The sequence below is a fragment of the Herpetosiphonaceae bacterium genome, assembly GCA_036374795.1.
Taxonomy (GTDB): Bacteria; Chloroflexota; Chloroflexia; order Chloroflexales; family Kallotenuaceae; genus LB3-1.
In genome coordinates this window covers 1-23,411 of sequence record DASUTC010000248.1, presented here as the reverse complement: position 1 = coordinate 23,411, position 23,411 = coordinate 1, and the positions used below count along the sequence as shown (strand labels likewise).

The 23,411-nt window shown below is 63.9% G+C and carries 18 protein-coding genes and 1 tRNA gene; 8 read left to right on the top strand and 11 right to left on the bottom strand.

Features of this window, described 5'->3' with window-relative positions; all coding sequences use genetic code 11:
• Positions 1 to 59: 59 nt before the first annotated feature.
• The 8 genes from VFZ66_18415 to VFZ66_18380 form a co-directional block, all read right to left on the bottom strand.
• The gene (locus tag VFZ66_18415) at positions 60 to 1,310 is read right to left on the bottom strand and encodes a CdaR family protein (protein ID HEX6291164.1); all 1,251 of its coding nucleotides are present in this window, start codon (positions 1,308 to 1,310) and stop codon (positions 60 to 62) included.
• Positions 1,307 to 2,119, bottom strand: coding sequence for a diadenylate cyclase CdaA (cdaA, locus tag VFZ66_18410; GenBank protein ID HEX6291163.1), 813 nt, complete (start codon positions 2,117 to 2,119; stop codon positions 1,307 to 1,309). The genes VFZ66_18415 and cdaA overlap by 4 nt, the downstream gene beginning before the upstream one ends.
• A gap of 276 nt (positions 2,120 to 2,395) precedes the next feature.
• On the bottom strand, positions 2,396 to 5,638 hold the full coding sequence (locus VFZ66_18405; protein HEX6291162.1) for a tetratricopeptide repeat protein: 3,243 nt from the start codon (positions 5,636 to 5,638) through the stop codon (positions 2,396 to 2,398).
• A 385-nt stretch (positions 5,639 to 6,023) separates the two neighbouring features.
• Entirely contained in the window at positions 6,024 to 6,956 is a 933-nt protein-coding gene (gene argF / locus VFZ66_18400; protein HEX6291161.1) for an ornithine carbamoyltransferase, read from the bottom strand.
• A 442-nt stretch (positions 6,957 to 7,398) separates the two neighbouring features.
• Positions 7,399 to 8,271 (bottom strand): tRNA pseudouridine(55) synthase TruB, encoded by an 873-nt coding sequence (gene truB, locus VFZ66_18395; GenBank protein HEX6291160.1) that lies wholly within the window; start codon positions 8,269 to 8,271, stop codon positions 7,399 to 7,401.
• Complete coding sequence (locus VFZ66_18390) at positions 8,268 to 9,332, bottom strand: glycosyltransferase family 2 protein (protein HEX6291159.1); 1,065 nt, start codon at positions 9,330 to 9,332, stop codon at positions 8,268 to 8,270. The genes truB and VFZ66_18390 overlap by 4 nt, the downstream gene beginning before the upstream one ends.
• Positions 9,329 to 10,192: a lysophospholipid acyltransferase family protein gene (locus VFZ66_18385; GenBank protein ID HEX6291158.1), complete on the bottom strand. Its 864-nt coding sequence runs from the start codon at positions 10,190 to 10,192 to the stop codon at positions 9,329 to 9,331. The genes VFZ66_18390 and VFZ66_18385 overlap by 4 nt, the downstream gene beginning before the upstream one ends.
• Positions 10,193 to 10,273: 81 nt before the next feature.
• Positions 10,274 to 11,359: an inositol-3-phosphate synthase gene (locus tag VFZ66_18380; GenBank protein ID HEX6291157.1), complete on the bottom strand. Its 1,086-nt coding sequence runs from the start codon at positions 11,357 to 11,359 to the stop codon at positions 10,274 to 10,276.
• Positions 11,360 to 11,645: 286 nt separating this feature from the next.
• On the opposite strand from VFZ66_18380, the gene VFZ66_18375 reads away from it, so the two are divergent.
• Positions 11,646 to 11,722: transfer RNA gene (locus tag VFZ66_18375), tRNA-Arg, on the top strand.
• A 49-nt stretch (positions 11,723 to 11,771) separates the two neighbouring features.
• Here the strand turns inward: VFZ66_18375 and VFZ66_18370 are convergent.
• Positions 11,772 to 12,371, bottom strand: coding sequence for a peroxiredoxin-like family protein (locus tag VFZ66_18370; GenBank protein ID HEX6291156.1), 600 nt, complete (start codon positions 12,369 to 12,371; stop codon positions 11,772 to 11,774).
• Positions 12,372 to 12,956: 585 nt separating this feature from the next.
• On the opposite strand from VFZ66_18370, the gene VFZ66_18365 reads away from it, so the two are divergent.
• From VFZ66_18365 to VFZ66_18355, 3 genes are all read left to right on the top strand, one after another.
• A complete protein-coding gene (locus VFZ66_18365) occupies positions 12,957 to 13,814 on the top strand; it encodes an anti-sigma factor (GenBank protein ID HEX6291155.1) in 858 nt (285 codons plus the stop codon).
• Positions 13,815 to 14,011: 197 nt separating this feature from the next.
• A complete protein-coding gene (locus VFZ66_18360; protein HEX6291154.1) occupies positions 14,012 to 14,950 on the top strand; it encodes a cupredoxin domain-containing protein in 939 nt (312 codons plus the stop codon).
• A gap of 91 nt (positions 14,951 to 15,041) precedes the next feature.
• Positions 15,042 to 15,572 carry an NUDIX hydrolase gene (locus VFZ66_18355; GenBank protein HEX6291153.1) on the top strand — a complete coding sequence of 177 codons (531 nt, stop codon included), beginning with the start codon at positions 15,042 to 15,044 and terminating at the stop codon, positions 15,570 to 15,572.
• Between the two features lie 155 nt (positions 15,573 to 15,727).
• On the opposite strand, the gene VFZ66_18350 is transcribed toward VFZ66_18355, so the two are convergent.
• Positions 15,728 to 17,257 (bottom strand): serine hydrolase, encoded by a 1,530-nt coding sequence (locus VFZ66_18350; GenBank protein ID HEX6291152.1) that lies wholly within the window; start codon positions 17,255 to 17,257, stop codon positions 15,728 to 15,730.
• A 261-nt stretch (positions 17,258 to 17,518) separates the two neighbouring features.
• Between VFZ66_18350 and ftcD the strand changes: the two genes are divergently transcribed.
• Positions 17,519 to 18,451 (top strand): glutamate formimidoyltransferase, encoded by a 933-nt coding sequence (gene ftcD, locus VFZ66_18345; GenBank protein ID HEX6291151.1) that lies wholly within the window; start codon positions 17,519 to 17,521, stop codon positions 18,449 to 18,451.
• The gene (locus VFZ66_18340; protein HEX6291150.1) at positions 18,448 to 19,128 is read left to right on the top strand and encodes a VTT domain-containing protein; all 681 of its coding nucleotides are present in this window, start codon (positions 18,448 to 18,450) and stop codon (positions 19,126 to 19,128) included. The genes ftcD and VFZ66_18340 overlap by 4 nt, the downstream gene beginning before the upstream one ends.
• Positions 19,129 to 19,157: 29 nt before the next feature.
• Here VFZ66_18340 and VFZ66_18335 read toward each other — a convergent pair whose 3' ends face one another.
• Positions 19,158 to 20,246, bottom strand: a complete 1,089-nt coding sequence (locus tag VFZ66_18335) for a hypothetical protein (GenBank protein HEX6291149.1) — start codon at positions 20,244 to 20,246, stop codon at positions 19,158 to 19,160.
• Positions 20,247 to 20,561: 315 nt separating this feature from the next.
• Here VFZ66_18335 and VFZ66_18330 point away from each other — a divergent pair, with 315 nt between their 5' ends.
• Both VFZ66_18330 and VFZ66_18325 read left to right on the top strand, forming a co-directional pair.
• Positions 20,562 to 21,944, top strand: coding sequence for an ATP-binding protein (locus VFZ66_18330; GenBank protein ID HEX6291148.1), 1,383 nt, complete (start codon positions 20,562 to 20,564; stop codon positions 21,942 to 21,944).
• Between the two features lie 127 nt (positions 21,945 to 22,071).
• On the top strand, positions 22,072 to 23,310 hold the full coding sequence (locus tag VFZ66_18325; protein ID HEX6291147.1) for a Clp protease N-terminal domain-containing protein: 1,239 nt from the start codon (positions 22,072 to 22,074) through the stop codon (positions 23,308 to 23,310).
• Positions 23,311 to 23,411 lie beyond the last annotated feature (101 nt).

The window sequence follows — 23,411 nt, the reverse complement described above, 5'->3', positions numbered from 1 at the left end:
TCCGTTGTTCTTTGTTCTCCTTCCCCTACAGGCCAAGCGCTTAACGTTATCGGTGTGCGTTAACCTCCGTTCGTTGTTGGCGCGGGCGATGGCTGGCCCGGCGGACTGGGCGCGATCGTCACCGTCACCTGTGGCTGATCGCCCACGATTTGTAGCCCCTGCGGAAGCGGAATCGCCGCCGGGCGCTGGTATGTGCCGGGTCCCAGCCCGCTCAGATCGACGGTCGCCTGAACCGTCGCGTTCGCAAGCTGGCTCAACTGATCGAACGTGCCCGACACCGTGATCGTCAGCGTCGGCGGATCGGCGGTCACTGCCAGATCCGATCCGAGATTGACCGGTGTCACCGGTACAAACAGCGGCACATTTGATGGAACCTGGAAGGGCACCACCGGCACCGTGACGGTGATACGCTCCGTCAGCAGTTGGGTCTGAATGCCCGTCGGCTTGATCACGCTCACCGTCTGGGTGAACGACTCGGTCCGCCCCGCCAGGTCGATCTTCTCGGTTTCGAGCGCCACGGTGATCGCCTGCGACGCAATAATTTCAACGAACTTGGGAGCCCAATCGATACGCTCGGTGGTATAACCGGGCGCTGGCTGTCCCGTAAAGGAGGGCAGCACCGAGGCGCGCTGGACTTCCACCCGCGACTCGATCTGCACGTTGACTTTGATCCGATTGGGCCTGAGCGTGATCCCGCTTACCGGATCGCCATTCTCGTCGAGGGCGATCGGCTCGATCTCCCTGGTGAAGTTTGCGGTGCGGCCCTGCAAATCGATCGGCAGGCTGACGCGCTCGATGCGGGCCATCAGGTCTTGCGGCCCGCTGGCGACGACCTGATCGGTTGCGAGCGAAATATCTTCCAGCTCGAATAAGAACGGAAGCTGGCCCTGCACATCGCGCGTCACCGTCATGGTCCGCGTGGCTTCCGGCACCAGCCGCACCTGTAGGGAGGCCGGATTGTGGCTGCGCACCCGCACGGTGCTCGGCCATCTGACACGAATCGGCACCGAGTGCAGGCCCGCCTCCAGGGTGCTCAGATCGGCGGTCGCCGTGAAGCTTTCGGTATCCAGCTCGTCCAGATTAAGCTGCGGCCCCGTGACCTGAAGCGTGGTGAGGATCTTGGGCTCCGCTGGCTCGCCGGTAGTCGCATCGACCAGCACCAGCCCCTCATGGGGATCGATCAGCGTGACTGGCACCTCGAACGCTTCCTGCTCGGTCGGATTTTCCGTAAACGAGACGTAGGTCCAGAGCGCTAGAGAAAGCATCAGCGCCAGCAAAAACTGGAGGCCGGATGTGCGTAGTCGTCTCATTGAGGCTCCTCAAGCGTCACGTTGAGCAGCTCGGCCAGTAGCTTGCGCAGACGGTTCTCGCTCAGATGCCGCACCATGCGCCCGTTCGTCGCCACCGAGATGCTGCCCGTCTCCTCCGAGACGACGACGGCAATCGCGTCCGATTGCTCGCTCACGCCCAGCGCGGCGCGGTGCCGCGAGCCGTAGCGCGGCATGCCGACGACGTTTTCGCTGAGCGGCAGCACGGCGTTGGCGGCCAGGATGCGGCTGCCACGGACAATCACGGCCAGATCGTGCAGCGGCGAGTTGACAAAGAAGATGTTGAGCAGCAGCGGTACAGACAGCCGCGCATCGAGGATCACGCCCCGGTCGGCGTACTCTTGCAGCCCCGTGTTGCGCTCGATCACCATCAGCGCGCCGGTCTGCTGCTGTGAGAGCTGCGCGGCAGCCCGCACCAGAATATTGATCGTCGTCGCCAGATCGCTGTGGTTCGCGCCGAAGGGGCGGCGGGTAAACGCCTCGCTGGTCCGGCCCAGCGCTTCGAGCGCGCGGCGTAGCTCAGGCTGAAACAGCACCGGGATCGCCACGAAGAGCGCTGGACGGATCGCGTTGCTGAGCAGCCACTCCACGGTTTGCAGTTGCAGCACCGAGCCGATCGCGAACGTTGCGATCAGCAGGACGGTGACGCCGCGCAGCAGTTGCACGGCTCGCGTGCCCCGAATGATGCCCAGCAGCCACCAGAAGATCACCGCGACGATCACAATATCGGCGGTGTTGCCTGGATACTGGAATGGATTGAGCCGACTCCAAAATTCTGATAAATCAAGCATGGCTATCGCAGTGGAGCACACGTGCTGCTCATGACCTTCTCTCCCTGGCACGCATTATAGCAAAGCTGCTCCACTGCCCGGCAGCGTGCGGCTGATGAATTGCTGAAAAAAGAACAAAGAACAAGCAAACAAAGAACAAAGGGCTTAGAGCGGTGTCGCTCGCTGCCCTTTGTTCTTTGTTCAACGTTCCGGGTTTCAAGTTTGAGGGAGTCAGGGGATCAGGAAGTTCCAAGTTCCAAGTTGCCCCTGATCCGTTTGTTCTTTGTTCTCTGTTCTCTACTCTCCCTGGCTCTGCACGAGCATGCGCTCCGCCGCCGCTTGCAGCGCCTCGACGCGCTCGTCGTTGGGCCGTAGACGTCCCAGGCGCTTATACAGCCGCACGGCCTGATCGTACTCTTGCTGCCGCATCAGCAGATCGCCCAGGCTCTCGTAGGCGTCGGCGTCGGCGGGATCGAGCGCAATGATCTGGTGGAAGCAGCTAATGGCCTCGGTGTAGTTCTTTTGATCGTTGCAGATGCGCGCGATCCGGCGCTGCTCGGCAATCGCGGCGTCGCGGCGTCCGGCCAGAATATGCAGGTTGACAAGCTGCTGGCGCGCGTCGATGTCCTCAGGCGCGAACGCGACGATCATGTCGTACAGATGATAGACCTGATCGAGCTTGCCGAGCATCCACTGGATCTCGGCGGCCTGCTGGAGCGATGCGACCGCCTCTTTGATCTCCCCGGCGCCGCGCTGGAGCGAGGCTACTTCGGTTAATTCCTTCAGACCGCGATCGAGAATGCCGCGACGGATCAGCATCTGGGCCAGCCGCGAGCGGATCGCCATCGCGCTGGGCTCGACCCTGGCGGCCTGCTCCAGCGCCTCGATCGCGCGGTCGAGCTGCTGACGGCTCTCATGCACTGTGGCAAGCTGGCTGTACTGATCGAGCGCGGCCTCCATGTTGCCCTGCCTGGCGTAGATGTCGGCGAGCTGCATGTAGGCGCTCGGCTCTGCCGGATCGAACTGCTGGCAGATCTTCAGCGCCTTGATCGCGGCATCCCACTGCCCAACGCTGCTGAGCGCCTTCGCCAGCTTGCGCTGAAGCTCGCTCTCGGTGAGCGGACGGGCAAACCCATGCATGCTGACGATGTGGAGCGGCTGCTCGACGAAGAGGCGCTGCACGGTATGTAGCTGATCGATCGCCTCCTGCGCCTGATCCTGCTCCAGGTAGCTCTCGGCCATCGCCTGATGCACCAGGATCGGCGAGAGCTGCGGACGCTCTTCCATCACCAGCAGGCTGAGCGCCTGCTCGAACGACATCATCGCCGACGCATGCTGATCGGCGACTTGCTGGATCAGGCCCAGCAGGTAGTGCAAGATCGGCGTATCCACGATCAGCAGCGCCGCCCGATACTCGGCCTGGACGGCTGGATGATGCTGCGGCTCGGCGTTGAGCTTCTGAAGCAGCGCCGCGAACGAGTCCCACATTGCCTGCTCATTCTGGCCCAGGACCGCCATCGTCAGGTTCAACTGCGCCAGCCCAACGGGCGCGTTCGGGTCGAGCTGCACCGCGCGGCGGAACTCGAACTGCGCGGCCTCCCAGCGCTCCAGCTTGAGCAGCGCCTGGCCGTACTCCTGGTGCAGCCTCGCCGACGGCGGTGCCCAGGTCTGGATGCGGCGGTACTCTTCGAGCGCGCGGCTGGTCTGGCCCTGCTTGAAATAGGTGTTGGCGACGATCAGCGCCTGCTCGACGGCCTCCTCGCCGCGCTTCGCTTTGCGCAGCAGGTCGACCAGCTGGCCGCGCATGGTGGTGGCCTCAGGCGATAGCTCGATCATCCGATGGTAGGCATCGATCGCCTCGATCTCCTGGCCGCGCGCGGTGTAGGTATCGATCAGCGTGCGGTATTTGTTCAGCGCGTCCTCGATACGGCCCTCGCGCTCGTAGATCTCGCCCAGGCGCAGATGGACCGGTAGGTAGTTGTTGTCGTGGCGAATGATCTCGTGGCAGGCGTCGACGGCGGCCCACACGAGGCCCTGCTCGATGAAGCGCCCGCTGGCCTCGATGAACCGAACGATCGTGTCGTCGCAGCCGCTGGTATCGATCGGCGTCACCGGCGCGAAGACGTGCTGCTCGGTTGCGGGCAGGCTGTCCAGCACCGCGAACGGATCGTCCGCCTGCTCCTCGGCTGCGGGCGTGTCGCCGCGCAGGAAGTCGGTAAACGACGGCAGCGAGCCCCAGGTGGTCTGCGCGGGCGCTTCCTCCGGCTCCGGCGCGATCACGCGCTCGACGGGCAGCGTGCCGGTGCCCATCGTGCGCAGCTTGGCGAACATCGCCCGCTCGGTAAACTCTTTCGCGCGCGCGTGGAACTCGTCGGCCATCTCCTTGCCCCAGCGCTTGCTCTGGAGAAAGCCCGCAAGTGTGCCGTAGAGCGAGGCCGCCCGCGAAAGCTCGCTTAGCTCGGCATAGCACTCGGCTGCGGCGCGGTACATGGCGATCAGATCGTCGGCCTCAGCGCGTCCGATCGATTCCAGATCAACCAGGCGGATCGTCGTCTCGTACTCTTCGGCGGCGGCCTGGATGTCGCCCGTGGCCTTGAGCGAGTCGCCCAGGGCGTAGTGCGCCGAGAGCGCATACTCGTCGTTGCCGGTAACTTTGCGGAGCAGGTCGATCGCTTTGGCGTGCTGGTTGTGCTCCTGGTAGAGCATGCCCAGGCTATAAAAAAGATCGGGATGATCAGCGCCCTGCTCAAGCGCGCGCTCATACAGCCGCAGCGCGCCCGTGCCGTTCCCGGCCTCGCGCTGCGCGGCAGCCTGGGCCAGGAGCTGCTCGTTCGAGAGCGGTCGCTCGTAGAGGCCGCCCGTGCCGAAGCGCATCGGCTCCGGTTCGGGCACGTAGGCTGGCTCAGGCTCCGGCATCGGCTGATAGGCTGGCTCAGGCTCCGCTTGCAGCGCGCGCTGGCTCAGCTCCGCCTTGAGCGCCTGGGCGGTGCGGTTGGCCGAGTCAAGGCTCAGCGCTTCGTCGACGGCCTCCTCGGCGCCGGGCATGTCGCCTGCCGCGTGTCGAATGCGCGCAATCTCGACGCACTGCTCTGCCGCGCGGCGCATGTCGCCAGCCTCGACGAACATCTCGGCCAGCCGGATGCGGAGATCGGGGTCCTGTGGCATGAGGCGCACGGCCTCTTCAAAGGCTTCCAGCGCATCGGGGATGATCCGCTGCTCAAGCGCCTGATCGCCAAGCTGCACCAGCAGCGGCACCGCTTTGGCGGGCTCCTGGTTGCCCTCGTAGGCGCGAGCAAGATACGCCAGCGTGAAGGGATCGTCGCGGCGGCGCTTGCGCAGCTCTTCGAGCAGCTGGATCGCCTGGGGATACTTTTCGTTGTGGTAGAGCGCAACGGCCAGGCTAGAACGTGCGTCCAGATCGTTTGGTATTTCCTGGACAGCACGTAGCATTTCTTTGAGTGCTGTTGTCCAGTCTTCGCGCTGGGCCGCAGCGCGCCCCTGCTCCATGGCTCGCTCAAAAATAGCGCGGTTGCCAGCCATACAGAATCCTCCGAAAGCCACACTCGCTGGATACCGAACACGCAGAATACGTGCGGAAGGTTGAAAATCCCTCAAAGTGTAGAGCATCTTGCCCGTCGGCGTAGTGGGCAACCGGTCATGCGCTGACGAGCAAAGATGGCTACCTGGAAGTATGACGCAGGGTAGGAGGGAAGGAGAACAAAGAACAGACGGAGAACAAAGAACAACGGAACAAAGAACAATGGGAGAACCGGAGGGCGGAACAAGAAAACAACTCGCCCTTTGAACTCGAAACTGTGAACTGGAAACTCACAATGCCGAACTCGGAACGTTGAACAAAGAACAAAGGGCAGCGAGCCACACCGCTCTAGCCTCTTTGTTCTCTGTTCTTTGTTCTTTGTTTGCGTTATCTCCCCAACAGCCACAGGATCAGCGCCTTCTGCGCGTGCAGCCGGTTCTCGGCCTCGTCGATCACGGCGGACTGTGGCCCGTCGATCACATCGGCGGCAACCTCCTCGCCGCGATGCGCGGGCAGGCAGTGCATGAAGATCGTCTCGGCCTTGCCGCTCGCCGCCATAAGCTCAGGCGTTACCTGATAGGAGGCGAAGCTGCTTTTGCGCGCCTCGGCCTCGTCTTCCTGTCCCATCGAGGCCCACACGTCGGTGTAGATCACGTCGGCGCGCTCCACCGCCTCGCGCGGCTCCCAGGTCACGCGGATTGTCGCGCCGCTCTGGGCCGCAAGCTCCTGCGCCCGCTCGGTGATCGTCTGCTGCGGCTCGTAGCCCTCCGGCGTGGCGACCGAGATGTTGACGCCTAAGAGCGCGCCCATCAGCATCAGCGAGTGCGCGACGTTGTTGCCGTCGCCGATGTAGGCCAGCTTCCTGCCCTCCAGCTCGCCGTAGCGCTCCTGAAGCGTCAGAAAGTCGGCCAGCGCCTGGCAGGGATGCTCCACGTCCGACAGCCCGTTGATCACCGGGACATCGCTGTGCTCGGCTAGCTCGGTGACGGTGCTGTGCGTGAACGAGCGCGCCATGATGATCTGGACCCAGCGGCTCAGGTTGCGCGCAATGTCGGCGGCGGTTTCGCGCTTGCCGATCTGGATGTCGTTGGGGCCGAGGTAGATGCTGTGGCCGCCGAGCTGCGTCATGCCCGCCTCGAAGGTCACGCGCGTGCGGAGCGACGGTTTTTCGTAGATCGTGGCGAGCGTGTAGCCCCGCAGCCGCTTCAACACCTTGCGATCCTCATTCCACCGGGCTTTGAGCTTCGCCGCTCGCCGCAGCACATCCAACGTTTCGTCGCGTGATAAGTCTAAGACCGATGTGTAATGGCGCGGTGCCATACGCTTCCCCTCCTTGTGTCGTCAGCAGATCTACGGGCTGCGGCTGTGCGATCCCTAATGAAACGCGCAATGCCCCAGAGACGACATCCTCGGCTCTCTGGAGCACCCTTGCGTACCTCGGCTGTGCGGCAGGCTGGCGATCAGCGTGCTACACGGCACGGTTTACATAATTATTTTGCTTGTACGTAGCCAGTGATCAGGCGTTAAGCGTAGGGTATAAGGTCGCGGCGCGTCTGTCAACACGGGCGTATAGCCTGGCGAGAGTATATCTACTGGAACGCCGTCGAGGCGACGGTCGTGGCGCATAACGCTTACGCGAGCCAGGGCTGCCCACGCTGTCAATCGACTACGAGCCGAGGATCATGCAGGAGGCGGCAGCGGTGTAGCGTAGGTGGAATGGATCGATCCGTGGGGCGTGTTATATCACGCCGAAAACCTCAACCTAACCCCACGTAAACACCTTGAACGGCTGCCACAGGCCCGAGTCGAGGCGCAGCAGCGCGACCAGCCTGCCGTCGGGCGCGTGGGCGCGGGCTAGCTCGCCCTGGACCCACAGCCGCACCGCCAGCCCGTTACGGATGCGGCGCACCGTCGCGTCGTCTACATCGGCGCGGGGCCAGTCGGCGACGGCGGTAGCGGGCGGCAGCAGATGGTGCGACACGCGGCTCGGATCGTCCAGCAGCACGCCGAGCGGCACGGCGCTCTCGATGCCCAGCGGCCCGACCTGCGTGCGCCGCAGCGCCGCGAGATGCGCGCCGCAGCCCAGCGCCGCGCCGAGGTCGCGGGCCAGCGAGCGAATGTAGGTGCCCTTGCCGCACAGCACGTCGAGCGTCAGCAGCGACGGCTCCCAGGCCAGCACCTCGATCCGATCGACCTCGACCGTGCGCGGCTCCAGATCGACGGTCTTGCCCTGCCGTGCCAGATCGTACATACGCTGTCCCGCGACCTGAATCGCCGAGTACATCGGCGGCACCTGCCGGATCGTGCCGATGAACGGCTGCACCGCCCGCGTCAGATCGTCGTGGCTGAGAGGCGGGACCGGCTGCTCCCGCAGCGTCTCGCCCTCGGCATCGTCGGTGGTGGTGGTGATGCCCAGCCGCACCTCGGCCAGGTAGCGCTTGCGCCCCTCGACCAGATACTCCACCAGCCGGGTTGCCTCGCCCAGCGCCACGGGCAGCACGCCCGTCGCCGCCGGATCGAGCGTCCCGCCATGCCCGACGCGCTTCTGCGCGACCAGCCGCCGCACCTTCGCGACCACATCGTGCGAGGTCATCCCGGCGGGCTTGTCGATGTTGAGAAAGCCGTGGACCGTCATGAGCTATCCACATCTTTGGCATCGCCGCGCGCGCGGTGGACCACCAGCCCAGTCTCCTGCATCGCCTCCAGCCGATCCAGCCGCTCCTCGGCGACCTGCCGCCAGCCGATATGGTCAAGCTCGGCTTTGCGCGCGCGGTAAAGCAGCTCCTCAAGCATGCGCCGGTTGCCGCCGATGCGATCCGCGACCAGCCCGATCAAGAAGACGATAAAGCCCAGCACCAGAAAGCCGGTGCCGAGCGTGAGCGCCTGGATATTGTCTTCTTTGTAGTCGGGCAGGAACTTGCGCGCAAAATAGACGAAGGCCGCGCGCAGCAAAAAGATCAGGCCCATCACCACGAACGGCGTCGCGATATACGAGAACGTCTTGAGCGGCTCGTACGTCGCGTAGGTTCGCACGATCGTCGAGGCCTGGCGCTTGACGAAGTTCCAGTTGCCCTTGTGCAGCCGCGACGGTCGGGTCTGATTGGTGCGAATCGGCACATGCGCCACGGTCAGCCGCCGCTTGCCTGCCTGGATCAGATTCTCGACGGTGTACGAAAAATCGGTGGTGACGAAGATACGCAGCGCGGCCTCGCGTGAGAGCGCGCGAAAGCCGCTGACGCTATCGGGCACTTCGGTGTTGGACGCGCGCCGCACGACCCAGCTGCCGACGCGCTGAAGCAACCGTTTCTGCGGCGTGAAATGCTCAAGCGTGTGCGTCTGCCGATCGCCGATCACGATGTCGGCGCTGCGATCCAGGATCGGCCCGACCAGCGCCGGGATCTGATCGCCCGGATACTGGTTGTCGGCGTCGGTGTTGACGATAATGTCCGCGCCCAGGCGCAGCGCCGCGTCGATGCCCGTCTGGAAGGCCGCAGCCAGGCCCTTGTTGCTGATATGACGCACGACATGATCCGCGCCGTGCGCAATGGCGACCTCGGCCGTTCGATCGCGTGAGCCGTCGTCGATCACCAGCACCTCGACGCGATCGACGCCCGGTATCTGCCGGGGAATGTCGCGCAGGACCACGGGCAGGTGCTCTTCTTCGTCTTTTGCCGGAATTTGTACGATTAGTTTCATAAGCTCGGCCACATGGGCTCCGCGACCAGCCACTGCGCTGGATCGCGGCGAATGTAAGCCTGCATAATATAGGCGATTTTTTGCGTTACGTCACATATATCATCCTGAAGCGCTCCTGAGCGCTCGATCAGCAGCGGCGGATCGAACCAGGCCTGCGAGCGATTGTCGGGCAGCCGATTGGTAAAGCCCGTCAGCAGCGGCGCTCCCGTGCGCAGCGCCAGCGTCGCGGGGCCGCTCGGCAGCGGCGTGGGCTGCCCAAAGAACTCGACGATCACGCTATTCTCGGCAATCGCCCGGTCGCCGCCCAGAGCGACGACATGATTATGCCGCAAAGCGCGCAGGATTGCACGGCCAGCATTCGGCCCCAGCGGCTCGACATCGATCCCCGGCATGTTGCGCATCCGGTTCATGATCTGATGCACCCGTGGATCGGCCATGTGCTCGACCACCAGCAGCGCCCGCGTTTCAAAGTGGCGGATGATCGCGGTGAAGCTAATCGTGTAGTTGCCGCAGTGCGGCGCGACGACGAGCAAGCCTTTGCCACGCGCCAGCGCCTGCTCGATGTTCTGTCTACCCTCAAGGATCGTCGTCTGGGCGAGGGCGGCGGGCGATAGCGTATGGAAGCGGAAGAGATCGAAATAGTTTTTGAACATGCCGATCATCACGCGGCGTGCGGCTGCCTCGCGCTCCTGCTGGCTGGCGTGCGGCATGACGACGCTCAGGTTGGCGAGGACATGCGCCCAGGCTGGCACGCGCGGCCCGACGGTCGTGCCGAGCAGCTCGCAGAGCGCGTAGCCGAGACGAGGCGGCACGTGCGGCACGAGCCGGGCGGCGTATGTCAGAAGTGCTGCGATCTGCATCAGGCGAGATTCCCGCAAGTCTCTGGTCTGAACAACAGGCAGGAGCAGCGCGGCTGCTCCCAATCGGTGCCGGAAGCCGGGCTATACCTGCTCATCACCGCGAATGAACGCCTCGGTCCTGGCGCGCGCTTCGTGGTCGGTGAACTGCTTGGGCGGCGTTTTCATGAAGTAGCTCGACGGGCTGTAGAGCGCGCCGCCGATGCCCCGATCGAGCGCCAGCTTCGCGCAGCGGATCGCGTCGATCACCACACCCGCCGAGTTGGGCGAGTCCCACACTTCGAGCTTGACCTCGCAGTTGAGCGGCACGTTGCCGAAGGTCGTGCCCTCCATGCGGATATAGCACCACTTGCGGTCGGAGAGCCACGGCACATAGTCGCTGGGGCCGACATGCGCGTTGTCGGCGTCGATCGGATAGTCGAGCTGGCTGGTGACGGCATTGGTCTTGGAGATCTTCTTCGACTCCAGGCGCTCGCGCTCCAGCATGTTCATGAAATCGGTGTTGCCGCCGAAGTTGAGCTGGTAGGTCCGATCCAGGCGCACGCCCCGCTCGCGGAAGAGGTTGGTCAGCACGCGGTGGGTGATCGTCGCGCCGACCTGCGATTTGATGTCGTCGCCGATGATCGGCAGCTTGCGCTCCTCGAAGCGGCGGCGCCAGTACTCCTGCGAGGCGATAAACACGGGGACGCAGTTGATGAACGCGCAGCCGGCCTCAAGCACCTGCTCGACGTACCACTTCGTCGCCATCTCCGAGCCGACCGGCAGATACGAGATGACCACGTCGGTGTGCGTGTTTTTGAGGATGCCGACGATGTCGTCGGTGGGGCCGGGAGCCTTCTGGATCACCGCGCTGAGGTACTTGCCGATGCCGTCGTGGGTCATGCCGCGATGCACCTTGACGCCGGTAAAGGGCACATCCGAGAATTTATAGGTGTTGTTCGGCTCGGCAAAGATCGCCTCGCAGAGGTCTTTACCGACTTTGGTAACGTTAATGTCGAACGCCGCCGAGAACTCGATGTCTCGAATGTGGTAGCCGCCCAGGTTGACATGCATTAAGCCGGGCACAAAATCGCCCTCGCTGGCATGCTTGTAGAACTCTATGCCCTGCACCAACGAGGACGCGCAGTTGCCAACTCCGATGATGGCAACCCGAATTTTTTTGTCGCTCACGTCTAGTTTCCGCTCCTTAACCCTCAGGTTTACTTGACCCTATGCCAGATTTTGCTGCATCACCTGTCCATCCATTCTACTCTAGGTCATGCAGTGGCGCAAAACAACTAGCCGTTGGTCTAGGCGCGGCGTGAGGGCGGAAGCCCGCCTGAGCGCGGGGCAGGGCGGGCCAGGGTGAGGGCCTGCTCGAAACCCTGCTTGATCCGGTACCAGGAGCATCAGAGCGGCGGACGCGGCACGGTAAGCGTTTCGCGTGCGCGGAGGCATGGTATAATATGCGGCGCATGCGGGCGTAGCTCAGATGGATAGAGCAAGGGTCTTCTAAACCCTAGGTCGCAGGTTCGAGTCCTGTCGCCCGTGCCAGATGCCCTTCAGCTAAGCTGAGGGGCACTTCTTTGTATGGTAATCTGGTTTAGTCTGCGTCAGTGCCTACAGGTTGAGCCGTGAGGCTGCCGACGATCTCAAGCAGATCCGGGATCTGCGGGTGATCGTAGACCTGCTTGTCGACATGCGCATATCGGACGCGCCCCTGCTCATCGATGACAAACGTGCCGCCCATCTGCCGAAACGACATATTGTTGGTCGGCAGCATCGTCTGGATCGTATAGCCGACATCGGGTAGCTCGCCCCGCCCGGCCAGCGCCATCCCCTCGCGCATCACCGAGTGATGCAGCAGCGTGGTGTAGCCCACTTCGAGCAGCTCGAATGCCTGGTACACCTCGCGGCTCGGATCGGCGAGCAGCGGAAAGGGCAGCCGCAGGATGTTGGCGAAGTGGGCCGTCTGCGGCGCGTTGCCCTGCGCGATAGCGGTAATCTCCGCCCCGCGCTCCACAAAATCGGGGTAGGCGGCTCGCAGCTTGATGATGAAGTCGCGGCAGAAGGCGCAGCCAAAGTGCCGGAGAAACGTGAGCACGATCGGGCGATGGCCCCAGTAGGTGCGGAGTGGAACGCGCGCGCCGTCGGCGGTGTACACCTGTACGTCTGGCGCGAATTGCTCAACGATAACCGCCATAGAAACTCATCTTTCCTTTGTGATGCGCGATAAACGTGCTAGGATTGGGAGGCATCATGCCTGCCGCTGCCCGCTCGGCGTGGGCCAGGCAAGCGGGTGCAGAGCCGACGAATCCGAGCGAGATGGGGGGCAAACCGGGCGAATGGGATGGATATGCATAAGCCCTGTACCGTAGCGCGGCGCTATGGTGAGGTCGCTACGAGGTAGTGTAGCAGTTTTCGCGAAATTGCTCGCTGCGCGCTCCATGAAGTTCCAGTCCCGATCGCGACGGATCGTTGGGGCCAGGATGATCTGGTACGTCCGGCGCTGGCGGCATGAGTCGGGCGACGAGCAGTATAGTGCGTGGAAGGTGATAGAATCGTAGTGGAGGCTCTCGTCGCAGGCCCGATACGCTCCAGAGAGCTTTGCCATTCAGCGGTGCTGCCGGAGGATCGTAGATTCAGGCTCAGGGCTATTACGTAAAGTATAATAGAGTGTAGAGCGTTGAGAAGCAACGCCGCGCGATGTTGCCCATCGCATAGAGCCATGATCGTATGTGCTGGCGCGCCGTGGCAGAGCATGTGTCGCCAGAAAGTTGAGTTATCCATGTCGAGCGATCCAACCGATAGATGTCACGATCTTCAGCCGCAGCTTGCGGCCTATGCCCTTGGCGAGTCGGAGGCCGATCCCGATCTGCTGACGCACCTCGCGAGCTGTGAAGCCTGCCAGCGCGCGCTGCAAGGCTATACCCACATCGCGCGGATCTTGCCCTATACCGCGCCGCAGGCCACGCCACCGCCGGAGCTACGCGCACGCATTCTGGATGCGGCAACCTCCGCTCCCGTCGAGTCGCGCGCGGCCCAGCGCCGGCCAGCGCCTGCCGCCCATCCCTGGTGGCGTGTGCGACTCGCGCCGCGATGGAGCTTCGCGGCTGTGATGCTGCTGGCATTGCTCGGCTGGAATATCGCGCTGCAAATGCGGCTGAACAGCCAGGCCGCCCAAATCGAAAGGCTCTCCACGCAGGTTGCCAACAGCCGCCAGAGCTGGCAGACGATGACCAGGGTGCTCAACACGCCCGATCTTCAGGACTACGAGCTGTCGGGCGAGAGCGCGAGCGGTCGGTTCTGGGCCTCGCCGCAGTTGTCGGTTGCGTGTCTGGTGGCGCAGGGCTTGCCCGATCCCGGCTCCGGCAAGGTCTATCAGGTCTGGCTGAACCAGGGCGGCACGCCGATCGGCGTGGGCACGTTCGTGCCACAGTCGGGCAACGGCTGGGTATTGCTGCCCGTAGACCAGCCGCTGGCGACGTATCAGGGCGTGGGCGTGACGATCGAGCCGCGCGGCGGCAGCCAGCAGCCGACCAGCCCGGCGGTGCTGCGGGGCGCGCTGGTAGTCTCGGCCCAGGCGCAGCGGCTATCGCGGACGGAGCGCATCTACCTCACGGACTACCTCGAAATGACCGACTAGATGCTGATCTGGACGCGGCGCGCACACTCGTGCGCGCCTTTTTTTGTGCGCGCACCGTGCTGAGCAGTATAGATTCATTCGACGCATTGGGTACGAATACTTGAGTGACGGGTTGTATGGCGCATAGCAATCATTCGTATGATGCTATGAGCAGATCGCACTCGCCTGGCGGGTGCGCAACAGCTAAGGAGCGTGCTATGAGTACACCAATCGTCGGTCGGCTGCTGATCGGCGTTGCGATGATCGCGCTCGTCGCTCTGGGCCTCGCGGCAACAGTTGTGCGTGCCGCGCCGGTCGCGCAGACGGGCGTGGTGATCGAGATGCGCGACAACACCTTCGAGCCGAAAACGGTGACAGTGCCGGTGGGCGCTAGCGTGACGTGGAGGAATACCGGGCAGCGTCCGCATACGGCGAAAGCAGACAACGGCTCCTTCGATACCGGCAATGTTGCGTCGGGCGCTACGTCCAGCGCGGTAACGTTCAGCGCGGCGGGCACGTTTGCATACTACTGCGAGTATCATGGCGGTCCGAACGGCGCCGGTATGTCGGGCACGATCGTCGTCGCGGCGGCTCAGGCTTCTCCATCGCCCTCGCCCGCGCCCTCAGCTTCGCCCTCACCCGCGCCCTCAGCGCCTCCGGCAGGTGGTGTGACACCGAGCATCACCGTGCGCAACCAGCCGATCAGCAACAGCATGATCACGATCGAGCGGGTTGTCGCGGCGGAAGATGGCTGGGTCGCCGTCCACAAGTTCGGCCCCGACGGCAAGATGATGCTGACGCCGCTGGCCGGGCTGGCCGCCATCAAGGCTGGCACAACCAATAATCTGATGGTTAAGCTGGACGAGACGTTCAACGCTGGCGATAAGCTCGCGCCGATGCTGCATATCGACGCTGGCACCAAGGGCCAGTACGAGTTCCCGAACGGTCCCGACGTTCCGGTCCAGGCCAACGGTCAGGTTGTCGTGCGCGAGTTTACGGTCGAGGCTGCCGGTGGCGGCGCGCGTCCTCCGGCGCGGCTCCCCGACACAGGCAACACCGGCACGACGAGCGCGCCGCTCGGTCTGGTCGCAGTGCTGACACTGCTGGCCGGGCTGAGTATTATCCGAAGCGTACGCCGCCGCACAAGCGTGCGCTAGCTCCTTCCGGGGGTAGGCGGGCATACAGTTGGTGCCCGCCTGCTCTTTTTGTGGTCCGCCACACGATCGCAGAGCGTGCTATCATGCAGACATGATGCGTTTTTGTCCCGAATGTGCAACGCCACTCGAACAGCGTCCGTTTGAAGGCAAGCCCCGCCCAACCTGTCCCAACTGCGGCTATATCGTGTTTGCCGATCCCAAAGTCGCCGCGACGGTCTTGATCGAGCGCGCAGGGATGCTGCTGCTCACGCGGCGGGCGATCGATCCCGGACGCGGCCTGTGGTCCTTTCCCGGCGGCTACGTCGATTTTGGCGAAGATCCTGAGGTCGCCGCCGCGCGGGAGTGCCGCGAGGAGACGGGGCTGACGGTCGTGCGGCTGGCGCTGCTGGATGTGTCGTTCAATGGCCGCGTGATTGTGATCACCTACACCGCGCAGGCCGTCGACGACGCCGAGCCGATGCCCGCCGACGATGCCGATATGGTCGGATGGTTCGTGCCCGATTCCCTGCCGCCGCTCGCCTTCGAGAGTATGCACCGGGCGATCGGGTTGTGGCGGGAGAAGAACAAAGAACAAAGAACCGGGTGCCGCGCCCAAAGGGCACCCGGCGAACAAAGGGAATAAACGGAGAACCAAGCATCAAGAACCGGATACCAGAAACAGGAGAACAAGAGAGCAAGGGGAGAGCCGAGAACCAAGAAATAAGAACCGAGAACCACATGAAGTATCTGGAACTCGGTTCTTGAACTTTAAGCTTTGAGCTTTGAACCTCTTTCGCTCTACTCCACGCTCTCAGGATTGAAGAACGTATAGATCGTATGCGAGAAGTCGCCCAGGTACGGCGAAGGCGTCGCGTGCGCGTTCGTCACGTAGCCGTCGGGCCGCCAGATGTAGATCGCGGCGACATAGCGGCCATTCGGGCTGCTGACGATGCCGACATCGCTCTGCATGTCGTCGATCCAGCCGCCTTTATGCGCGACAGGCACGCCCGCCGGGATACCTGCGACCATCCGCTCCTGATCATGGGGGCGCTCCAGCCAGCCGATCATCTCGTCGCACAGCGTCTCGTTGAGCTTATCGCCGTACTTCTCGATCAGCGGACCCTTGCCCTCGGCGCACTCGGCCAGCATCACAAAAAGCTGGCCCATCTCGCGGGGCGTGGTGCGGACATAGGGATCGGCGGCGGTGTAGGGCGGCTGGCCCTCGCGCTTCGGCCCGCCCTGCGGCAGCCGCGATTGCTGGATCAGCCACTCGCCCGACTCGTACGGGATCAGCTGGTAGGTGTGCTCAAGGCCCAGCCCTTCGAGCATCTGGCTCATCTCGTTGACGCCTTCCAGCGCGGCCTCGGTGCCCTGGCCGCCAACTGCGGCGGCGAGCAGCGCGTTTGCGTCGAGATTATCGCTGTTGATGACCACGTTCTCCATCCACTCGCGCTGCTGCTCGTCGAGCTTGCCGAGCTTGGCGTAGACGTAGATCATGATCGGCACCTTCATCACGCTCGCGCCGGAGAAGACCGAGTTTTCGTTGATGCCGATCGACTGGCCGGTTTCGAGATCGTGGACGTAGATCGCGCCAACGCCCTTCCAGTAGCCCAGATGCTCCTCCAGCACGTGCTTGAGCGTCGCCAGATCGCGCTCCTGCGGCGACGTGGTGTGCAGCACCACGGTCTGCGTGACGGCCTCGCTGCGATCGGTGAGCAGCCTGCTGACCAGCGCGGCGGTCGCGTCGATGTCGAGCTTCACGCCCGGCTGCGCGCGAAACGTAAAGGTCGAGGTCAGCGCCTCGGTGTCGGTGACAATATCGCTGGCGGCGGTCTGCTCGAAAGAGGGGGCCAGCGCTTCCAGCTCAGCGCGGAGCTTCGCCTCGTCGACCTGCGGCGTCCACTCGATGTCGACGGGCTTGCCCTCGCGCGCCAGGTGCTCGGCCTCCGCCACCATCTGCGCGATGTCGGGGTCGAGGCCCACTTTGTAGGGCTTGAGCGTCGGCGGATCGGCGGCCTGCTCGTCGGCGACGAGCGCCAGCGGCTTTTGCCAGGAATTCAGGCCAAGCGAGACGAGCTTGATCGCGGTTTCCGGCGTTTTGTTGCCGACATCGACGCCCGCAATGCGGCTGCCTGCCGGAAAGCGCCAGTCTGCGGCGGTCGTTGCGGTTGCCGCGACCTCAGTAGCGGCGGCGGTTGTGGCGACCGGCGGCGTTGTAGCCTCCGTGCGCCTGGTCTGCGGCGGTACGGTGCCTGTGGAGCAGGCGACAAGCGCGGCGGCGATCAGCGTCAGGGCGAACGTGCGCGGAATTCGAGTAGCTAGTGGCATATGTTTCTTTACGATGTTTGTGACGATTTTAAAGCTGCTGTAGTATAACCGCTTCTTCCAGCGGCGCAACCCCTGCGCGTCACGAATCGCCGGGCCAGGATAGCCAGAGCGATCGGTGCGTTTCTCCCACCGGCTGCTGGTCATGCGCCGAGCGTATGCTACACTACGGCGTGCTCGTGGCAGCGTCGCCAGGAGCAGCCAGGGAGAGCGCGACAGACCATCAAGCGGCGCTCAATCGCCGATTTCTGATAAGGAGCAGCTATGCCACAACCGTTGATCGAATGTGTGCCCAACTTTAGCGAGGGTCGTCGCGCCGATGTGATCGACCAGATCGTCGCCGCGATGCGTGCCGTGCCCGATGTGCTGGTGCTGGATGTCGAGTCCGACGCCGATCATAATCGCTCGGTCGTCACCCTGGTCGGGCCGCCCTCGGCGGTAGTCGACGGCGCGTTCGCCGGAATGCGCGCGGCCAAGGAGCTGATCAACCTCGACGAGCATCGCGGCGAGCATCCACGGCTCGGAGCGACCGACGTAGTGCCCTTCATTCCGATCCGCGATGCGACGATGGCCGACTGTGTGGCGCTGGCCCGGCAGCTTGGGCAGCGTGTGGGCGATGAGCTTGGCATTCCGGTCTATCTCTATGAGGAGGCCGCCACGCGGCCTGCTCGGCGCAACCTGGCGGACGTGCGGCGCGGCGAGTACGAGGGCTTGAAGCAAACGCTGGGCACTGATCCGCAGCGCGATCCCGACTTCGGCCCGGCCAGGCTCACGCCTGCGGGCGCGACCGCGATCGGCGCGCGCGCGCCGCTGATCGCCTACAACGTCTATCTCAGCACGGGCGACGTGGATATTGCCAAAAAGATCGCCAAAGTGATCCGCCACTCGAACGGCGGGCTCCGCTTCGTCAAAGCGCTGGGCCTGCTGGTCGAAGGGCACGCGCAGGTTTCGATCAACATGACCGATTTTCGCTCCACGCCGCTACACCGAGTCTTCGAGCTGATTCGGGCTGAGGCCGCGCGCTACGGCGTGCTGCCGACCGAGAGCGAGATCGTCGGGCTGGTGCCGGAAGACGCGCTGCTCGACGCCGCCGAGCATTATCTCCAGCTCAATCGCTTCAAGCGCTCGCAGGTGCTAGAGCGCCGTCTGGCCGAGGCGGAGGCTGCGGTGCAGGCGGGGACGACGAGCGATCTATGAACGCGGAGCGTAATGGTCCTCTGGGATCGGCCCGCTCGCGAGCGCTGCTGATCGGCGGCTTGGCGCTGCTGGCGATCGGCGGCTTGGCGCTCTATCGCTACGGCGCTGCGCTGCGGCCTGAGGCAGTGCGCGATGCCCTGCTGCGGCTGGGGCCGTGGGGTCCGCTGGCGCAGATCGCGCTGCTGGGCGGCGTGCTGACGGTGCCGGTGGTGCCCGCGACGATCTTTCAGATCGCGGGCGGCTGGGCCTTCGGCAAAGGGCCGGGCTTCGTCTATACCATGCTCGGCGATGCGCTCGGCGCGTCGCTCGGCTTCTGGATCGCGCGGCGCTGGGGTGATGGCGTGCTGCGCCGCTGGCTGTCGCCATCCGCTTACGCGCAGGTACACGCGCTGGCGGGGCGCATGACCTGGCGGACGGTGATGGTGCTGCGGCTGCTGCCCGGCCCGGCCTACACGCTGGTATCGCTGGCGGCAGGCGTGTCGCCGCTGCGCTTCTGGCCCTACGCGATCGGCTCCGTGGTCGGCGTCGCGCCGTGGATCGCGCTGCTGGTGCTGGCGGGCGATGTCGCGCGCTCGAACCCGTGGGTGGCGGTGGGGATCATCGCCGGGATCGTGCTGCTGGCGGTGGCGCTGGGCCGCGTGGCGCGGACAGTCAGCGGAGATGGGCCGACGAAGTAGCATCCACGGACACGTTGTGATCAGGTGCGCTACCGCTCCTCGGCGGAGCGTCCCGTCGCGTACTCACGGATCGCCCAGTAGATCGCCTTGGGCGTGCCGTCGGCGGCGACGAAGCTGTAGTTGTCCTGGTAGCCATGCGTGACAGGCGCGCGGAATTGCCAGAAGCAGACCGCGATCAGATCGGGCCATGCGGCGCTGAGGCGGTAGGCATCGACGGTCCAGCGCAGGCGCTCGGCGGGCGATACCGCGCCGCTCCAGCGCGGATGATCGTTCCAGCCGCCCTCTGTCACCATGAGCGGCTTCGGCTGCGCCGCCGCTGTGAGCACGTCGCGATAGACCTCGACGCGCCGGAAGTTGACCCGATCGGGATGCGGCTCCTCGTCGGCGGGCGCTTTACCGCCGTAGGCATGGACGGCCAGCACGTCGAAGGGCGCGGCGGCGGCGAGCATCTCGCGCAAAAATGCGAGATCGTCCATGCGGATATCGGGGATCTGCGGGCCGGGCGAGAGCGCGCCCGCCGCGATCTGCATGTCGGGATTGGCCTGCTTGACCGCCGGATAGACCACCTTGAGCAGCTCGGCGTAGGCGCGTGGATCGGGCGGGCGGCTGCCCCACTCGAAATGCAGGTTTGGCTCGTTCCAGATCACCAGATAGCGCACCTGATCGCGGTAGCGCGCGGCAAAGGCGGCGGCATAGCGCGCAAAATCGTCGTAGTAGGCCGGATCGATCCGGCGGTCGGTGGCGTCCCTGGGCCTGGCCCAGCCCGGCACGATGTCAAGCCGCGCCACCACCTGCAAGCCCTGCCGACGAGCGTGGGCGATCAGCAGATCCGCGCCGCGCCAGTCGAAGGAGCGCGGGCCGCGCGGCTGCACATAGGCCCACGGAAAAAGATCGACCACCCAGGCTGCGCCCATCTCGCGCACCTGGGACAGTTGCTCGGCTAGCTGCGCCTCGTCGTCGGTGCCGTTGAGCCGCAGGTGAACGCCGATCTTGGGATTCGTCGTCTGGACGCGCTGCGGAGGCCCCAGGCGCGGCGTCGGATAGGTGCGCGGCGTGAGGAATTGCGCGCCGGTTGCCAGCAGCACGAGCGCCGCAAGCAGCGTGATGATCGATCGCATCGCTGAAACCAATCTCGATTCGTGGGCGCAGACGGCACATTTGTCGAGTGACGAGTGTCTTAAGCGCCAATTGTCCGTTATAAGATGCAGACGTAGAATACCATCAGTTTCAGGAACGATTCTGATCGTGGCGTCCCAGGATCGGGAAGCGTTGGGAGCTTCCCCAAACCCGGCCTTGTGGCACGCCGACGTTGGTCGCTATAGCCCACAATCGGCGTGACCAAAATAGCCCGATCTGCCTATTGAGAGCGCCGACACCTGCAACTATACTCGCCACACCCGTAAGTCCGATTAGAAGCGGGAGGACTGATCATTATGAGCGCATTTCCGCTGCGCGAGTTTACGACATCCGCGAATATTCACGCCGCCGGTTCGAGCGGCAACGGTTCGGGAGGATCAACCCTGCCGCCGGAGCCGACATCGCTGGCTGAAACCGGCCTCGGCATGGGCTTTTTGTCGGAGCTTGTGCTCAAGCATATCTATTTCGCGGGCATGCTCTCCGGCCAGCAGCTTGCCGACGCGCTCAAGCTCCCATTCCTGAACGTCGTCGATACGGTGCTCAACTTCTTGAAAGAAGAAGAGTATGTCGATATTACCGGCGCGCAGGGTGGTTTTTACGAGCGATCGTTTCAGTATGTGATCACCACCAAGGGCCGCGCCAAGGTCCACGAGGTCCTCGACCGCTCGCAGTATGCCGGTCCCGCGCCGGTGCCGTTCCAGGCGTATCTCGACGCCGTCAAAGCCCAGTCAGTCGGCTCGATGGTGATCGACCAGACGACGATCCGCAAGGCGTTCGAGGGCCTGGTGATCGGCGATAAGCTGATGGATCAGATCGGCCCTGCGGCCAACTCGGCCCGGTCGCTCTTTTTGTACGGCCCGCCCGGCAACGGCAAGACCACGATCGCCGAGGGTATCTCGCGGATCTTGCAGGGCAACGTGATCATCCCCTACGCCATCGAGATCGACGGCCAGGTGATCAAGGTCTATGATCCGCTGAACCACGAAATCATCGAGCAGCCGCCGCAGCCGGAAGAAGATACGTTTGCAATGAATCCGGGCATGCTGCCGACGACCAATACCCGCAAAGATGGGCGCTGGCTGCTCTGCAAACGTCCGGTGGTCGTCGTCGGCGGCGAGCTGATTCTGGCGCAGCTTGAGCTGATCTACGATCCGATCGCCAAGGTCTATGAGGCGCCCTACCAGATGAAGGCCAACGGCGGCCTGTTCCTGATCGACGACTTTGGCCGCCAGCAGTGCCGACCGCAAGACCTGCTCAACCGCTGGATCGTGCCGCTGGAAAAGAAGATCGACTATCTGGCGCTGCAAACCGGCAAGAAGCTGGAGATGCCCTTCGACGTGCTGATCGTCTTTTCGACCAACCTCGATCCGAAGCAGCTTGTGGACGATGCCTTCCTGCGCCGTATTCGTCATAAAATCGAGGTGCCGAATCCGTCGCCCAACGAGTACCGCGAGATCTTCCGTCTCGTCTGCAAAGGCAAGAGCATTCCGTACAGCGACGATGGCCTGCGCTATCTGCTGCAAGAGCACTATATCAAGGTCAATCGCGACCTGCGCTGCTGCCATCCCCGCGATCTGTGCGATCAAATTCTGGACGAGGCCAAGTACCGAGGGATTCCGCCGACGATGACCAAGGAGCTGCTCGATCGCGCCTGCTCGGCCTACTTTGTAAAGCTGTAGCGCGGCTAAAAGCGGCAGCTTGTCGTCAGCGGGAACTGCTGCTACACTGGCGCTACATTCTGCGACGTTGCCTCGGTTGAAGCTCCAACCGGGGCAATCGCGTGTCTATCCGTTGAGAAAGAGCCACATGATAGAGATACCGGCTGCCGATCTTACGAATAATGCGCGCCAGGTGGTCGAGCGAGCCTATCAGCAGGCCGCTCGTCGGCAGGCAGCGCGCGTCGAGCCTGAGCATCTGCTGCTGGGCATTCTGGATGTCAAGGGCAACAGCGCGCTGCGGGCCATGGCCGCGCTCAACGTCGACCTCGATCAGCTTGAGCAGGCATTGGAGGCCAGGCTTGACTCGCAGCCAGCCTCCGCTGAGGCCGCGCCGCGCTGGGAAGGCGACGGTAAGCTCGTCCTGAACTACGCGCTGAAGGAGTCGCTGCACCTGGGCCATCAGCGTGCCGATACGCTGCATCTGCTGCTGGGCCTGCTCTACGAGGGTCGCGGCCCGGCCTACGATCTGCTTGAGCAGGTCGGCCTCTCGCTCTACGATCTGCGCCAGCATGTGCTGAACAATCCGAAGCTGCTCAAGGCGCTGCGCGCGCCGCAGGCACAGCGCGTGCCGCTGCCCAGCCTGTCCTTCCTGGGGCTGCTGGTCCTGATGGCGGCGAGCGGCCTGGCGCTCTACTTCAACCCAGCCCAATCGCTGGTCGGGCCGCTGATGCTGCTGTTCGTGGTGAGCGGCTGGATCGCGTCGGTCTGCGTCCACGAGTTCGGCCACGCGCTGGCGGCGTATCTCGGCGGCGATCTGTCGGTGCGCGACAAGGGCTATCTGACGCTCGATCCGCTCAAGTACACCGATCCCTTCTTGAGCCTGCTGCTGCCGGTGATCTTCCTGCTGCTCGGCGGGATGGGCCTGCCCGGCGGCGCGGTCTATATCAACACGCGGGCGCTGCGCTCTCGTCGCTGGGAGACGATCGTCTCGGCTGCGGGGCCGCTCGGCACGATCATCTTTGGCGCGCTGATCGTCTGGCCGTTTCTGCTGGACCTCGACGTGCTGCTGGCGACGTCGGAGAACCAGTATTTTTGGGCCGCGCTGTCTTTTCTGGCGCTGTTGCAGATCACGGCGGTGCTCTTCAACCTGATCCCGATCCCGCCGCTCGACGGCTTCGGCATCGTCTCGCCGTGGCTGCCGGACGGCATGCGCGCGCAACTGCTGACGTTCGGCAATCTGCTGCTGCTGCTGCTGTTCATGGTCCTGTGGAGCGATAATCCGTTTACCCAGGCGTTCTGGAATCAGGTCTTCGACATCGCGGATCTGCTGCGGCTGCCGTTCGATCTGGTCTTCATGGCCCAGGAGCAGATCTTCTTCTGGGAGTGACGCGCGCCGGGTCCGCGCGGGTCGTGCTGAAAGTATGCTCCCGCGCAAGGACCGTCCCTATGCCATGCCTGCGGGATGCACTATGCTATACTGCGGCTCTC